The sequence below is a fragment of the Moraxella tetraodonis genome (assembly GCF_022359095.1).
GTDB lineage: Bacteria > Pseudomonadota > Gammaproteobacteria > Pseudomonadales > Moraxellaceae > Faucicola > Faucicola tetraodonis.
The window spans coordinates 482,161-496,793 of sequence record NZ_JACSYB010000001.1 but is presented as its reverse complement, the minus strand read 5'-3'; the positions used below and the strand labels follow the sequence as shown (position 1 = coordinate 496,793).

The following is a 14,633-nucleotide window of genomic DNA, read 5'->3' as shown; positions in this document are numbered from 1 at the left end:
GCTGTTAAAAATTTTTAGATGCCACTGGCTTTTTGGGTAAAGAATTTCATCAAGGGTGTGATTTTGCTAACCATGCTCACGCCTTCACTGCGTAACTGCTGAATCGGACGCAACTGTGTAGCAAAAATCCAATTAATCCCTGAAAAACTGTGCATCATCATCGCGTTATTAGCGTAGCGTTGACGCTCATAATGCTGTAAGGTGGCGAAACTTGCCCATAGCTTGTTGCCTGAACGCTGGTAATCTTTTTGTAAAATATCGCTTAAGGCAATAATATCGAGCATACCCAAGTTTAACCCTTGTCCCGCCAAAGGATGCACCCCATGTGCGGCATCGCCAAGCAACGCCAAGTTGGCTTTGACATAATTTTTGGCATGTTGGGCACCCAGTGGGAAACTGGCGATTGATTCAATCTCAGTGATATCCCCTAAGGCATAGCCACTGGCAAAGGCGAGTTCTTTGGCAAGCTCTTTTGGCGTGAGTGTGAGTAAATCAAGTGCCGCATTGGTCGGCAATGTCCATACCACCGATTGCCAATGTTGCGGATTTGCCTGATCGTCAGCCGTCACATCTGCCAGCGGTAAAAGTGCCAAAGGCCCTGTCGGCAAAAACACTTGTCTGGCTGTCGCCTTGTGTGGCTGCTCGGTTTTGATGGCGCAGCAGATTGCCGTTTGCTGATACGCCAAAGTATCTAACCCAATCCCTGCCGCTTGGCGTACCATAGAGCCGCGCCCATCAGCACCGATTAATAGCTTACCTTGATGCGTGGTGCCATTATCTAAGCTAACTTGATACCCCAAATCTTCACCTTGCCAAGCAATATCAGTGACCTTATGCCCTGCAATATGGTGCAAATAGGATTGACCTTGATGGACAAGACGCTCATCGTCAAAACCGTCATACAGCGCTTTTTCGATGATAAAGGGCTCAACCATACTACCCAATAATTGCGGTATTTGAGCATCACCAAAATTTAGCTCGCCCACGCCATTGGTCTGCCATACCTGCATTTGGGTATAGTCGGCTTTGCGTTTGCTTTGTTCGATACGCTGCCATGCACCAACCTCTTTGAGTAGGTTGATACTGGCAACACTTAGCGCATAGACACGAGCATCACGCTGGGTGAGTTTGTCGCGCCAATCGGCTGCTAAAAGTTTTGGGCGAGCATCGATTAAGGTGACAGGGTGGCGCGCTTGGGCGAGCTTTAACGCCAATGTCGCGCCAACAACACCACCGCCGATGATTAATGTAGTGTTTTTCATGATTTCAGCCCCATCGCAAAGGTAGCCACAGCTGGTTTCACAAATGGCACTTTATCAAAAGCAATGAGTCCGACGTTACGCGCGATTTTGAGCAAGGGATTTTGGTGCATAAAACCATACACCACCGTATCGCAGAAAATTTCTACCCGTTTTTGGTCAGCTTTACGGCGTTTGGCGTAAGTTTGTAGCATGCGACTATCGCCAATATCTTCGCCGCGCATCACTTGCTGTGCCAGCATTTTGGCGAGCGTATCAGCATCGCGCATACATAGGTTAAAGCCTTGTCCTGCCACAGGGTGCAAGGTATGGGCGGCATTGCCCATGATGACGCAGCGACCTTTGACTTGACTATCTGCCAATATTTTCACCAGTGGATACGCGCCGCGTTTACCCGCTTTGACAAACTTGCCTGCTAGGTTGCCAAAGGCTTGTTGAATGGTGTCAAGAAAGTATTGGTCGTCATCCAAATAGCGCTGTTCTTCGCCTTTTGGGCACACCCACACCACAGAGCGGCGGTAGCCTTGCTGCGCTTGTCGTCCATCCCCTTGACCGATATCAAACGCATCAACTAAAGGCAACACGGCAACTGCGCCCATTTTATTAAAGCGTTCAATCGCTTGATGCTGGTGCGGTTTGTCCGTCATGACCACGCCCACAACACCTACTTGGTGATAGTCGTGCGCAGTTGCGCCAATGCCCAGTAGTTTGCGAGATGGGGAATTTTGTCCATCACAAGCCACCAATAAATCAGCCGTTAAAGTTTGGCGAGCTTGGTGGGCTTGGTCAAAGCGAATGGTGACATCGGTTGCCGTCTGTTGTATATCTGTCAAGGTGGCACCGTCTAGCAAGGTTATCAGCGGATTGTTTTGCACGGCGAGCAGTAATTTTTTGCCAAGCCATGCGTTTTCCATTACTTGTCCAAAACTTTCCACCCCTTCAGCGTGTTTATTGAGGGTGGCTTTACCAAAACTACCTTCTTCACTGATACTAACTTCATCGATGCGGCAGGCATGGCTTTGCAAATCATCCCATAGCGCTTTGCCATTAAAGGTGATACCACGATAAATTTGTACCGTACGGCGTGACAGCGCGATGTTACGGCTGTCAAATTGCTCACGGCCTAAGTCATCATCAGGGCTAATGGTCGGATAATTGGCTTTTTCTAGTAGCGTGCTTGAGATGCCTTTGTCGGCAAGCAGTAAAGCAAAGGATAAACCAACATTGCCGCCGCCGATAATCACCACAGTTTGAGGGGTAAGAATATTCATGATTGTTCTCTTTTTTAAAGGGCGGTTAAAGCGCACCTTATCAGAATTTTTTACCAGTTTAGCACAAATCCTTACGCGCTTTGTGGCGGCAATTGGGTAAAATCCATAAAGCAAATGTTGAAGGAATAAGCAAAATGCCAGTGCTGCAGTGGTTGTTGCTGTTTTTGCTTAGCAGTATATTTTATGGTTGGGTGCTGCTGGGAAATGGCGCAAAATGGCTAGAAGGTTGGCAATCGTGGTGGCTAATTGGCTGGTTTTCGCTAGATTGGACCGCCGAGCAAATCCGCTTGTATGTACTGATCATTTGGATTATTGAAACGATTTGGTTTGTGGTCGGTTTGTTTCAACCAAGTTTACGTACTTTTTAGACTGATTTCGACAAAAATTTTGGCTACCTTTTTTTGTGATGTTCTGTTAAAATAGGCAAAATCAAACCTTAGCGAGTTGGCATGATAAAGTTAATGGCACAGACTGGTAACGCATTAAAACCAGTTAGCTATTTTCTTTAAAATCAATGTCTTCTCGCTTTTTTGTGGGCGATACTTTTTACGGTATGTGCATTGACTGGGCATCGTATACCGTCGCACACATGGGTAGAACACAGGATACGAGCGGAGGCACTAGGTGAACACGAATTACGCAAAAGCAATTTTGGCATTGGCAGATGGTACGGTTTTTTATGGTCGCAGCATCGGTGCTAGCGGACATACCGTTGGTGAAGTCGTGTTTAATACAGCGATGACAGGTTACCAAGAAATCTTGACCGACCCAAGCTATGCCCAGCAAATCGTCACGTTAACCTATCCGCATATCGGTAACACTGGCACCAACGATGAAGACACAGAGTCAGGTCGCATCCATAAAGTGTGGGCAAATGGATTGATTATCCGTGATTTGACCATGGCGACCAGTAACTTTCGCTCAAGCCAATCACTAAGCGAGTATCTGATTAACCATAACACCGTTGCCATCGCTGATATCGACACCCGAAAACTTACTCGCCTACTACGTGAAAAAGGCGCACAAAACGGTTGTATCATGACTGCCGATAGTGACGGTCAGCTCGATGAAGCCAAAGCAATCGAACTTGCCAAAAGCTTTGCCGGTATCAAAGGCATGGACTTGGCGAAAGTCTGCTGTGACCAAGCGGGTTTTACCTGGACGCAAGGCTCATGGCAATTGGTGAGTCCAGAAGTGAGCCCAACTTGTGGTCGCTTTAAAGAATTGGGCACTGACATCGAGCAAAAATTTAACATCGTGGCGTATGACTTTGGCGTCAAAACCAACATCTTGCGCATGCTCGTTGACCTCGGCTGTCATGTCACCGTTGTTCCTGCCCAAACGCCTATCAGCGAGGTACTCAAACATAACCCAGACGGTATTTTCTTATCCAATGGTCCTGGCGACCCTGCCCCATGTGATTACGCCATTGATGCCATCAAACACATCATCACCGAGACTGATATTCCGCTGTTTGGGATTTGTCTAGGTCATCAGCTATTGGCACTGGCTAGCGGCGCGCAAACCTTGAAAATGAAATTTGGTCACCATGGTGCCAACCACCCTGTGCAAGATATCGAGCAAGGTACGGTGATGATTACCTCACAAAACCACGGTTTTGCGGTGGATGAAGCCACCCTGCCAAGCAACATTAAAGTGACGCATCGCTCGTTGTTTGATGGCTCAAATCAAGGCATTGAGCTGACCGATAAGCCTGCGTTTAGTTTTCAAGGACATCCAGAGGCAAGCCCAGGACCCCATGACTGTGCGCCATTGTTTGATAAATTTGCGGATATGATGGCAAAAGCGAAAGGTTAATTTTAAAGTGCATCATTTGCACTTTTTTAAAGATAAAATTTGAGATTTATATGACCGAAATTAAAATCAAAGACTTGCGAGGGGTGGGTGACGTTGAGCTAAATCTTGACGATACTAAGCGAGTTTTTGTTTTTTTTGGGTCAAATGGAGTAGGCAAAACCAAAACTTTAGAATCTTTGTTCATATTTTTACTGGCTAAAACCTCAAACTTCATAAGGTTCTTTCAATATATCCCACAAAAGCGAATTGCTGAAAAAATTGAAGTAGAAAAAGAATTTTTAGATTTCAAAGGTAAAGGCGTTTTATTAACAGATGATAGTATTGACTACAATCAACTTTTTAAACAAATAAATTCCCAAGATATTGATGCAATTGCATTTTTGGGTGCAAGTGAACGTAGTGCTATTTATAGAAATGATAGCAATGCTACCTTAAATCATGAACAGATAAGTGTTCTAATACAGCATTCTATTAACAATCAGTTATTATCAAACTTTAATATGAAAACTGATATTCATAGATGGTTCACGGAGCGTGCCAAATCTGTCAACCCCTACCAAAAAGAAGAAGACAATCGTAAAGTTGATATTGATACGGTTTTAAATGCCCTACATATTTTAGACAGCCGTATTGAAAAAACGCTAAAAATCGATGGTGACGGCAATGTATTTCTCACCATCGAAGGACAAGAACGAGAGTTAAGTGAATTAAGCTCTGGTTTTATTTCAGTGGTAAAAATCATTCAATCCATTATCTCTGCGTATTCAGCATTTACCAACGCCACCGATTTGTTAAACGTCAAAGGCGTGGTGTTGATTGATGAAATCGAAAGCCATTTGCACATCGAATGGCAAACCAAAATCGTGCCAACGCTGAAAAATTTATTTCCTAACACCACCTTTTATATCGCTACTCATTCACCCTTAGTATTATCACAACTGGCTGAAGGTGAAGCTTATTTGCTTAAACGTGATAATGATAATGTGGTAAGAAGTGAAAAAATTAATTCGCCGAATACTCGCCTTTTAGCCAATGTGTTACAAGACACCTTCGGTGTAGATTTAAATACCTTGAAACGTGACAATATGGCGAATATCGACCAAAGCCAAGCTAAACAACGACTATTAGACTTGCTTAATAGTGAGGCACAGCCATAATGTCAGAGCGCTTTATTTTACTGGATGCCAATTTGCTAATTGGGGCGTTTGACCATGACAAAGACAATCCAAAACATATTGAAGCTAAATCGATAGTCACTGAACTATTAAATGATGATAAAGTAAAAATTGCTATCACGCCGCTGATTCGCTATGAAGTGTTACGAGGAGTAAAACGGATAGCGGTTAACGAGATGCAAGCAATTTTGGATGATTTTCAAGAATTTGAAATCACTGACAAAGAAGGTAATTTTGCATCACAGATTTATCGATTAGCCAAGAAACAAACCAATAAGCACAATTTTGATATTTTTCATTATGCTGTGTCAAAAATCCGTCAGCTTGAATGGCAAAGCTTAGACAGCGATTTTAGTACACTCGAAAATGCCTTAAATCATTCGTAATTTTGTTTTAAATGTACTTTAAAGTAAGGGTGTAAAGCAATGCCAAAACGTACCGACATCAAATCCATTCTTATCATCGGCGCAGGTCCTATCGTCATCGGACAAGCCTGTGAATTTGACTATTCAGGCGCACAAGCCTGTAAAGCCTTACGTGAAGAAGGCTACCGCGTCATTCTGGTTAACTCAAATCCAGCCACCATCATGACCGACCCCGTCATGGCAGATGCCACCTACATCGAGCCCATCACCTGGCAAACGGTAGAGCGTATCATTGATAAAGAACGCCCTGATGCCATCTTGCCCACCATGGGCGGACAAACCGCGCTCAACTGTGCGTTAGACTTGGACAAGCATGGCGTACTGGAAAAATATGGCTGTGAGCTGATTGGCGCGACCAAAGACGCGATCGAAAAAGCCGAAGACCGTAACCTGTTTGACCAAGCGATGAAAAAAATCGGCTTAGAGTGCCCGCGCGCCGAAGTGGCCGAAACCATGGAACAAGCCTTCGCCATTCAAGCCAAAGTCGGCTTTCCCTGCATCATTCGCCCGTCGTTTACCATGGGGGGTTCGGGTGGCGGTATCGCTTACAACCGTGACGAATTTGTCGAGATTTGTGAGCGCGGTTTTGACTTATCGCCCACTCACCAACTATTGATTGACGAAAGCCTAATCGGTTGGAAAGAGTACGAGATGGAAGTTGTCCGTGACAAAAAAGACAACTGTATCATCGTCTGTTCGATTGAAAACTTTGACCCTATGGGTGTGCATACAGGTGACTCTATCACTGTGGCACCTGCTCAGACTTTGACGGATAAAGAATACCAAATCATGCGTAATGCGTCATTGGCGGTGCTGCGTGAGATTGGCGTGGAGACCGGTGGTTCAAACGTACAATTTGGTATTGACCCAAAAACAGGTCGTATGGTGGTCATCGAGATGAACCCACGTGTCAGCCGTTCATCTGCCTTGGCATCTAAAGCCACGGGGTTCCCAATTGCCAAAATCGCGGCAAAACTTGCCGTCGGTTACACCCTCGATGAACTCAGCAATGACATTACAGGCGGCTTGACCCCAGCCAGCTTTGAGCCTGCCATTGATTATGTGGTGACCAAAGTACCGCGCTTTAACTTTGAAAAATTCCCCCAAGCTGACAGCACCTTATCTACCCAAATGAAATCGGTGGGTGAAGTGATGGCGATTGGTCGTAACTTCCAAGAGTCGATGCAAAAAGCGTTACGCGGTCTTGAGATTGGGGTGAATGGTTTTGATGAGTATCTTGATTTCAATCAAGACGAGGATACCATTCGTAGTACCTTAAAAGTTAAGTTAAAAACCCCTACACCTGACCGTATTTTCTACATTGCTGATGCCTTCCGTTTTGGCATGAGCGTGGATGAGGTGTTTGAGTTTACTCGTATTGACCCTTGGTTTTTAGTGCAAATTGAAGACATCGTCAAAACGGAAAAATTGGTCAAAGAAACTGGCTTTGGCGGTTTGAACAGTGACAACTTGCGTCAATTTAAACGTAAAGGGTTATCAGATTTACGCTTGGCAACGCTTCTGGGTATTTCACAAAAACAACTGCGTAAGAAACGTTGGGATTTGGGCGTGTATCCTGTGTACAAACGCGTGGATACCTGTGCCGCGGAGTTTTCGACTTCAACCGCTTACATGTATTCAAGCTATGATGACGAATGTGAAGCCAATCCAACCAACAACAAAAAAATCATGGTTATCGGTGGTGGTCCCAACCGCATTGGTCAAGGTATTGAATTTGACTATTGCTGTGTGCACGCCGCCTTGGCAATGCGTGAAGATGGTTATGAGACCATCATGGTCAACTGTAACCCTGAAACGGTTTCAACTGACTATGACACCTCTGACCGTCTATACTTTGAGCCTATTACCTTAGAAGATGTGCTTGAAATCGTGCGCATCGAAAAACCCGAAGGCGTGATTGTGCAGTACGGTGGACAAACGCCATTAAAATTAGCGCGCGCACTGGAAGCTGCAGGCGTGCATATCATTGGTACCAGCCCAGATGCGATTGACCGTGCAGAAGACCGTGAACGTTTCCAACACATGATTCAGCAATTAGGCTTTACTCAGCCGCCCAATGCCTTGGCGACCAGTACTGAAGACGGTATCGTCAAAGCGACGCAAGTGGGCTATCCCCTAGTTGTCCGTCCCTCTTACGTGTTGGGCGGTCGCGCGATGGAAATCGTTTATAACGAAAACGAACTGCGTCGTTATTTGCGTGAAGCCGTACAAGCGTCCAACGAAGCCCCTGTGTTACTTGACCGCTTCTTGGATGATGCGATTGAAGTGGATGTCGATTGTATCTCTGACGGCACCAATGTGGTGATTGGTGGTATCATGCAGCACATCGAACAAGCGGGCGTGCATTCAGGCGATTCAGCGTGTTCAATCCCTCCGTATTCACTTAGCCAAGAGATTTGCGATGTGATGCGCGAACAAACCGTGGCGATGGCAAAAGAGCTGGGTGTAGTAGGCTTGATGAACGTCCAATACGCGGTCAAAGATGGTGTGGTTTATATTCTTGAAGTCAATCCGCGTGCCTCACGTACGGTGCCTTTCGTATCAAAATGCATCGGCACTTCACTTGCGCAAGTCGCCGCGCGTTGTATGGCGGGCACAACCTTAGTGGAACAAAACTTTACTACTGAGGTGATTCCAACCTTTTTTGCGGTCAAAGAAGCGGTCTTCCCTTTTGCCAAATTCCCAGGCGTTGACCCCATCTTAAGCCCTGAGATGAAATCAACGGGTGAAGTCATGGGTGTGGGTCAGACCTTTGGTGAGGCTTACTACAAAGCCATCATCGGCAGTAATGATAGATTGCCCGGTTTGCCAGTAGAAAATGAAGTTAAAAAAGTGTTCTTATCAGTGCGTGAAAGCGACAAAGCCAATCTAGTACCAGTGGCAAAACAATTTGCCGACTATGGCTTTAAACTCGTGGCAACCTCAGGTACACAAAAAATCTTGACCGAAGCAGGTATCCCCTGTGAGCGCATCAACAAAGTTACCGAGGGTCGCCCACATATCGTCGATGCCATCAAAAACGGTGAAATCGCGATTGTGGTCAATACCACTGAAGGCAAACAAGCGCATGAAGACTCGTTCTCGATTCGCCGCTCAGCCTTACAGCATAAAGTATTTAATGTGACCACCTTAAATGCCGCAGCAGCAGTTACCCAAGCGTATAAAGTGCAGCTACCATTTGATGTGTATAAGCTCCAAGCGCTACATACACAGGGCTAACCACCGCTATTTTAAAATACTGATAGCCAGCACTGTCAGTATTTTTTTATGGGTTAAGATAATCCTAAGGCTTGGGGTGTAGACTGGGTTTGCCCTAAGTACAGTCACGTTTATCAATGTTTTGACCACTAACCACAATCAGGGTGTGAATGCCATGAGACAACCTTCTAAGACCTTTAACGTCATACTGCTCGCTGCTATATTAGCGCCGACGACAACGGTATATGCCAAAAGCGATAGCGAAAAAGCGGGCGATATATTGCATATTGCTATCCCGGTAGCAGGCTTAGGCATGGCACTTGCCAAACATGACCAAGAAGGCGTGTATCAACTAGGCAAAACCATGGCAACCAATTTGGCGGCTACCTATGCGCTCAAATACGCCACCAATGACACCGCGTGGGGTGAACGTCCCAATGGCGAAGATTACTCATTTCCATCAGGGCATGCTAGTGATTCTTGCGCGGGCGCGACTTTCATCGGTCAACGCTATGGCTGGCGCTATGGCTCGATGGCAATGCTTCCTGCCGCCTATGTGGGCTGGTCACGTGTGGATGCCGACAAGCACCATACCCGTGATGTGGTTGCTGGCTGTGCGCTGGGTGTCATCAGTGGTTTGGTGATGACGCAACCGTTTGACAATGCCACTATTTTACCTTGGTATGAAAATAAAGCCGTGGGTGTTACCATCAGCTCAGCTTGGTAATGTCAGGCTCATGCAGTCAATTAAGTGAATGCTTTGCATCACAAGCCGTTATCAAGTAAAATACCGTTATTGCGGTGATTGACGCAGCACAGCAAATTTTTTACTAGAACCTTGTTAGGCAGTAGCCCTGTCTAGCATGGTTTTTTTCATCTATACAAAATAGATAGTGGTCAATCACGAGCGTTGATGACCATTTTTTGTGACTTGTTACTTTGGCAATCTTGCCGTTTGAATCCCTATTTGTGACAAAAGGAATCCCCTATGCAACGTTATCCAATGACGCCTCAAGGTCACGCGGCTTTAGAAGAAGAGCTCAAACAGCTCAAAACCGTTGACCGTCCACGTATTACCGCGGCGATTGCCGAAGCGCGCGAACATGGCGACTTAAAAGAAAATGCCGAGTACCATGCTGCCCGTGAGCAGCAAGGATTTTGTGAAGCCCGTATTCGCGATATTGAAGCCAAATTGGGCGGCGCTGAAGTCATTGATCCGCTCAAACTACCGCAAGAAGGTCGCGTGGTGTTTGGCGTCACGGTAGTGATTGAAAATCTCGATACCGAAGAGCAAAAACGCTATAAAATTGTGGGTGATGACGAAGCAGATTTTAAAGCCAATAAAATCTCCATCAACTCACCCATCGCGCGCGGTCTGATTGGCAAATCAGAAGGCGATGAAGCCAAAATCCAAACCCCAAGCGGTGAAGTCGAATACGAAATCGTCGAAGTTTTGTACCAATAACCGCTATTTAGCCGATAAAGCCAATCAAATGATTGGCTTTTTTATTGTGACAAATTATGGGTAATTGTCAAAAAATGGCGAAAAACACGTTGACAAAAATGTTACAATAATTCGATAGGTTGATTTTGCACATTATTTTTTGATGACTTGATAGGAAAGGTTATGAGCCACGATACCACAAACGATGCCACCAATAACGCCACCATTTTACAATCTGTCCCCGTCGGGCAAAAAGTCGGTATCGCGTTTTCAGGCGGACTTGATACCTCAGCTGCGCTACTTTGGATGAAGCAAAAAGGCGCGCTGCCATACGCTTATACCGCGAACTTAGGTCAACCTGACGAAGACGATTACAACGCCATTCCCAAAAAAGCCGACCAATACGGTGCGGTCAAAGCACGTTTAATTGATTGCCGTTTGCAATTGGCGCTTGAAGGTATTGCCGCAATTCAATGCGGTGCGTTTCATGTCAGCACCGGTGGTATGCCCTACTTTAACACCACGCCACTGGGTCGTGCGGTTACAGGCACCATGCTAGTCACTGCCATGAAAGAAGATGATGTCAACATTTGGGGCGATGGCTCAACTTATAAAGGCAATGATATTGAGCGTTTTTACCGTTACGGTTTACTCACCAACCCTGCCCTTAAAATCTATAAGCCGTGGCTTGACCAAACCTTCATTGATGAATTGGGCGGTCGTAGCGAGATGTCACAGTTCTTAATCGACAATGGCTTTGACTACAAAATGTCCAAAGAAAAAGCCTACTCAACCGACTCAAATATGCTCGGCGCGACGCATGAAGCCAAAGACTTGGAGTTTTTGGATGCCAGCATGCACATCGTCGAGCCGATTATGGGTGTGGCATTTTGGGATGAAAATGTCAAAATCGACAAAGAAACAGTGACAGTACGCTTTGAACAAGGCATGCCCGTGGCAATCAATGACGAAACCTTTGATAGCCCAGTGGATTTGATTTTAAAAGCCAACGAAATCGGGGGTCGTCATGGTCTTGGTATGAGTGACCAAATTGAAAACCGTATCATCGAAGCCAAATCACGGGGTATCTATGAAGCCCCTGCTATGGCGCTGTTGCACATTGCCTATGAGCGTTTGGTCACTGGGATTCATAACGAAGACACCATCGAGCAGTACCGTATCAATGGTTTACGCCTAGGTCGCTTGTTGTACCAAGGTCGCTGGTTTGACTCACAAGCCTTGATGCTTCGTGAAACCGCCCAGCGCTGGGTCGCCAAAGCTATCACGGGTGAAGTCACCATCGAGCTACGCCGCGGTAATGACTATACCATCTTAAATACTAAATCTGACAACTTGACCTACCAACCAGAACGCCTATCGATGGAAAAAGTTGAAGATGCGGCGTTCACGCCAATGGACCGTATCGGTCAGCTCACCATGCGCAATCTAGATATTTCAGATACCCGGGCTAAATTGGCGTTATATAGCCAATCAGGTTTGTTATCCAATGCCCATGGCTCAGACGTACCGCAACTAGAGCAAAAATAATGCGGTAAATAAAAAAAGGGCAATCGATGCGATTGCCCTTTTTTGTGACTACCATTAATCATTGGTATGAAAGAGTAAGAACAGCTCAACGATATTTTTTTCTATGGCTTGTGCCATTTGACTCATGGTTTCTGGGTCTTTGAGTAGCTCTTGCATATCAGGTTGGTCTTCATCAATGCCACTAAACAAAATCATCGGTAACGTCAGCATTGCCACATCTTCTTCGCTGTCGTCATCATCAAACCAATCATCTTCTTCGTCATCGCTGGCATACATGGCATCAACAAAACCCACCGACCATTCGCTAATTTCTGAGTTTTCAATATCGAGATAGTCAGTTTCTTCGACATCAAAAGGCAGCTCAATTTCACGCTCATCTTGCAGCATGGCTTGCAGCTCATCACGCCATTGTTCAATGGCTGCTAGCACATCTGGCTTGACTTGTTTTTCATGCCCTTCAAAAAGATAGGTTTGCCAATTGTCTAAAGGTTTGCCGACAATAGAGGCGGTTAAAAAGCCGTGTGTAGCGATGCTCGATAGCCCAAATTCATTGTCATCACTGTCTAAAAAATCGATTAAATCATCAAAATCCATGGTAGTTATCCTAGTATGCTATCAAAAAAGCGGATTGAAAAAAGAAAGGTTAATACCTAGTGTATTAACCTTTTGCTTGACTTACAACTCATCATCGTCAAAATCGTCGTCATCGTCTAAGTCATCAAGATCGTCATCAAAACTGTCTTTGAGTGAGCGCTCTAGACGCTTTTCTTCCAATAGATTATCAATCAAACGACGTTTTTCAAGACTACTTGCCCGACTTCGACCCGATGCGTCGTCATCCACGAGTCGCGCGTCATCGTCATCATCAAAATTGTCATCTTCAAAGCTATCATCAATATCTGGATCAGCCATTTAGTGCTCCTTTCGCTGGTCGATTCGATAAATTTGCAATTTCATAAAGCCTTATAATGGGTTTTGTCAGTCAAGTCAAGTGGCGAAAGAAAAAATAGCTATGATTCTTTTATTTTTCTGTGGCGGTCAAAATATCATCGCGTTTGGCAATGAGTTCGGTCATCAAAGTTTCTGATAAACCGTTGTACCAAACCATCTCACGCTCTGTGATAGTGGTCGGATGTTGCAGGTTTTTAAACTGCACTTTACCATCTAAAGTTTTAAGTAAATCCAGCGGATACAGAAGCAATAAACCATCTTCTTTGGCGTGGTTTGCCATCAGTTTTTGTACGTCATCGAATTGATGACTGATACTGGTACCGATGGTTAATGGCAAGGCAAAACGCGATAGCTCACGGTGTTTTTCATATACCACTTGGTTGAGGATAATCAACAATTTTGACAACAACACCGCTGCCAGTGGCAATTGCTCGGCTTTACCTGCGAGATGAATGACCGCGCCGTTGGCATTAAAATGCGAGTTGTCTTTGATATACACGTCTTTGATATAGCGATTTAACACATTGTTTGACGAGTTAAATAAGCTGTTTGATGCGCGCATCAATAGCTGATTACACAATTGGAAATACGGTTTTGCAACTTCAGGTGCCACCCGTTTTAGCAGATGGTACTGGTCGTAAAAATGAATTTGTAATTCAATTTCAGGCTGTTTTTGGCTGTCTACCGTCGTTTCTTGAGCCAGATTGTCAGTCGCTTCAGTCGCTGTGGGCTGGGCTTGGGGCATGTCTTTAGCAGATTTTGATTTTTCTCGATTTAAAAAATCATTGATGGTTTTGCCAGTGGCGGTAGGTTGCGCGGTTGCGCTGCTATCCCCTGCTTTATTGTACAAGGTGTCTTCGTATAATTGCAATTCACTATCGGCTGTCAATGCAGGGTTGGTGGGTGCTAGGCTGCCACGCGCAAGCGCGATATGCTGCTGGACTTTTTCACCCAATTGCGCAAGCTGTTCCTGCGTTGGGCGCGCCATATAGCCATAAATCAGCCATAAAAACCCATGCAAAATTGCTGACCCTAATACAAACAACCATTGACTACTGACAATCTCGCCTTTAGAGACCGCTTTCATAATGATAGTGGCGTGACCGAGAACTTGGTTGTTTTGGATAATGGGTTTGTCAATCACTTGCCCCACTTCGTTTTGTGCTTGTCCCGTTTGCACCAGCGGCTGATTGTTTTGGTCACTGATGACAAGCTTGGCGACTTCCTGATCAACTTGGTAGCGGTTTGCCAAGACGCTCAGGCTAATTCTATCTTGGCTCGTGATGCCCACCATGGCTTCTTTGGCTAACTGTTCAACAATTTTTTCACCCTTTTGGGTACGCTGCTCGTATTGGGATTTTTCACTACTAAAAGTAAGCATCAAAAAATGTAAACAAAAACTAATAAGTAGCACAATAGCGAATTTGCCTTGACGGGGGGCTAGATGATTCATGGGTAGATTAAACTTTCTTTAGGAGCGATTAAATGCTACATTATCATGTTTATTTTTTTGGCATACAAGG

The 14,633-nt window shown here is 45.2% G+C and carries 13 protein-coding genes; 8 read left to right on the top strand and 5 right to left on the bottom strand.

Annotation, left to right across the window (positions count from 1 at the left end):
- Window positions 1-14: 14 nt before the first annotated feature.
- Window positions 15-1,262 carry an FAD-dependent monooxygenase gene (locus H9W84_RS02220; RefSeq protein WP_239741495.1) on the bottom strand — a complete coding sequence of 416 codons (1,248 nt, stop codon included), beginning with the start codon at window positions 1,260-1,262 and terminating at the stop codon, window positions 15-17.
- On the bottom strand, window positions 1,259-2,530 hold the full coding sequence (locus tag H9W84_RS02215) for an FAD-dependent monooxygenase (RefSeq protein WP_239741494.1): 1,272 nt from the start codon (window positions 2,528-2,530) through the stop codon (window positions 1,259-1,261). Before H9W84_RS02215 ends, H9W84_RS02220 begins: the two co-directional genes overlap by 4 nt.
- Before the next feature lie 134 nt (window positions 2,531-2,664).
- Between H9W84_RS02215 and H9W84_RS02210 the strand changes: the two genes are divergently transcribed.
- From H9W84_RS02210 to argG, 8 genes are all read left to right on the top strand, one after another.
- Complete coding sequence (locus H9W84_RS02210) at window positions 2,665-2,898, top strand: hypothetical protein (protein WP_101964885.1); 234 nt, start codon at window positions 2,665-2,667, stop codon at window positions 2,896-2,898.
- A gap of 256 nt (window positions 2,899-3,154) precedes the next feature.
- A complete protein-coding gene (gene carA / locus H9W84_RS02205) occupies window positions 3,155-4,348 on the top strand; it encodes a glutamine-hydrolyzing carbamoyl-phosphate synthase small subunit (protein WP_239741493.1) in 1,194 nt (397 codons plus the stop codon).
- A 50-nt stretch (window positions 4,349-4,398) separates the two neighbouring features.
- A complete protein-coding gene (locus H9W84_RS02200; RefSeq protein ID WP_239741492.1) occupies window positions 4,399-5,505 on the top strand; it encodes an AAA family ATPase in 1,107 nt (368 codons plus the stop codon).
- A complete protein-coding gene (locus H9W84_RS02195; RefSeq protein WP_050325490.1) occupies window positions 5,505-5,909 on the top strand; it encodes a PIN domain-containing protein in 405 nt (134 codons plus the stop codon). Before H9W84_RS02200 ends, H9W84_RS02195 begins: the two co-directional genes overlap by 1 nt.
- Window positions 5,910-5,948: 39 nt before the next feature.
- The gene (gene carB / locus H9W84_RS02190; protein WP_239741491.1) at window positions 5,949-9,188 is read left to right on the top strand and encodes a carbamoyl-phosphate synthase large subunit; all 3,240 of its coding nucleotides are present in this window, start codon (window positions 5,949-5,951) and stop codon (window positions 9,186-9,188) included.
- A 154-nt stretch (window positions 9,189-9,342) separates the two neighbouring features.
- On the top strand, window positions 9,343-9,894 hold the full coding sequence (locus H9W84_RS02185) for a phosphatase PAP2 family protein (protein ID WP_239741490.1): 552 nt from the start codon (window positions 9,343-9,345) through the stop codon (window positions 9,892-9,894).
- Window positions 9,895-10,155: 261 nt separating this feature from the next.
- Complete coding sequence (greA, locus tag H9W84_RS02180; protein ID WP_007116148.1) at window positions 10,156-10,632, top strand: transcription elongation factor GreA; 477 nt, start codon at window positions 10,156-10,158, stop codon at window positions 10,630-10,632.
- A 162-nt stretch (window positions 10,633-10,794) separates the two neighbouring features.
- Window positions 10,795-12,159, top strand: coding sequence for an argininosuccinate synthase (gene argG, locus H9W84_RS02175; RefSeq protein WP_128680969.1), 1,365 nt, complete (start codon window positions 10,795-10,797; stop codon window positions 12,157-12,159).
- Between the two features lie 54 nt (window positions 12,160-12,213).
- On the opposite strand, the gene H9W84_RS02170 is transcribed toward argG, so the two are convergent.
- From H9W84_RS02170 to H9W84_RS02160, 3 genes are all read right to left on the bottom strand, one after another.
- Complete coding sequence (locus H9W84_RS02170; RefSeq protein WP_065253615.1) at window positions 12,214-12,753, bottom strand: YecA/YgfB family protein; 540 nt, start codon at window positions 12,751-12,753, stop codon at window positions 12,214-12,216.
- A gap of 81 nt (window positions 12,754-12,834) precedes the next feature.
- Complete coding sequence (locus H9W84_RS02165) at window positions 12,835-13,071, bottom strand: PA3496 family putative envelope integrity protein (protein WP_007116151.1); 237 nt, start codon at window positions 13,069-13,071, stop codon at window positions 12,835-12,837.
- A gap of 109 nt (window positions 13,072-13,180) precedes the next feature.
- Window positions 13,181-14,563, bottom strand: a complete 1,383-nt coding sequence (locus H9W84_RS02160) for a hypothetical protein (RefSeq protein ID WP_239741489.1) — start codon at window positions 14,561-14,563, stop codon at window positions 13,181-13,183.
- Window positions 14,564-14,633: the final 70 nt, after the last annotated feature.

Excerpts from the sequence above, each read along its gene's own strand:
- H9W84_RS02185 (WP_239741490.1), top strand. The coding sequence starts at position 9,343 with ATGAGACAACCTTCTAAGACCTTTAACGTCATACTGCTCGCTGCTATA.
- H9W84_RS02160 (WP_239741489.1), bottom strand. The coding sequence starts at position 14,563 with ATGAATCATCTAGCCCCCCGTCAAGGCAAATTCGCTATTGTGCTACTT.
- H9W84_RS02210 (WP_101964885.1), top strand. The coding sequence starts at position 2,665 with ATGCCAGTGCTGCAGTGGTTGTTGCTGTTTTTGCTTAGCAGTATATTT.
- H9W84_RS02195 (WP_050325490.1), top strand. The coding sequence starts at position 5,505 with ATGTCAGAGCGCTTTATTTTACTGGATGCCAATTTGCTAATTGGGGCG.
- H9W84_RS02200 (WP_239741492.1), top strand. The coding sequence starts at position 4,399 with ATGACCGAAATTAAAATCAAAGACTTGCGAGGGGTGGGTGACGTTGAG.
- H9W84_RS02220 (WP_239741495.1), bottom strand. The coding sequence starts at position 1,262 with ATGAAAAACACTACATTAATCATCGGCGGTGGTGTTGTTGGCGCGACA.
- argG (WP_128680969.1), top strand. The coding sequence starts at position 10,795 with ATGAGCCACGATACCACAAACGATGCCACCAATAACGCCACCATTTTA.
- H9W84_RS02170 (WP_065253615.1), bottom strand. The coding sequence starts at position 12,753 with ATGGATTTTGATGATTTAATCGATTTTTTAGACAGTGATGACAATGAA.
- H9W84_RS02165 (WP_007116151.1), bottom strand. The coding sequence starts at position 13,071 with ATGGCTGATCCAGATATTGATGATAGCTTTGAAGATGACAATTTTGAT.
- carB (WP_239741491.1), top strand. The coding sequence starts at position 5,949 with ATGCCAAAACGTACCGACATCAAATCCATTCTTATCATCGGCGCAGGT.
- greA (WP_007116148.1), top strand. The coding sequence starts at position 10,156 with ATGCAACGTTATCCAATGACGCCTCAAGGTCACGCGGCTTTAGAAGAA.
- H9W84_RS02215 (WP_239741494.1), bottom strand. The coding sequence starts at position 2,530 with ATGAATATTCTTACCCCTCAAACTGTGGTGATTATCGGCGGCGGCAAT.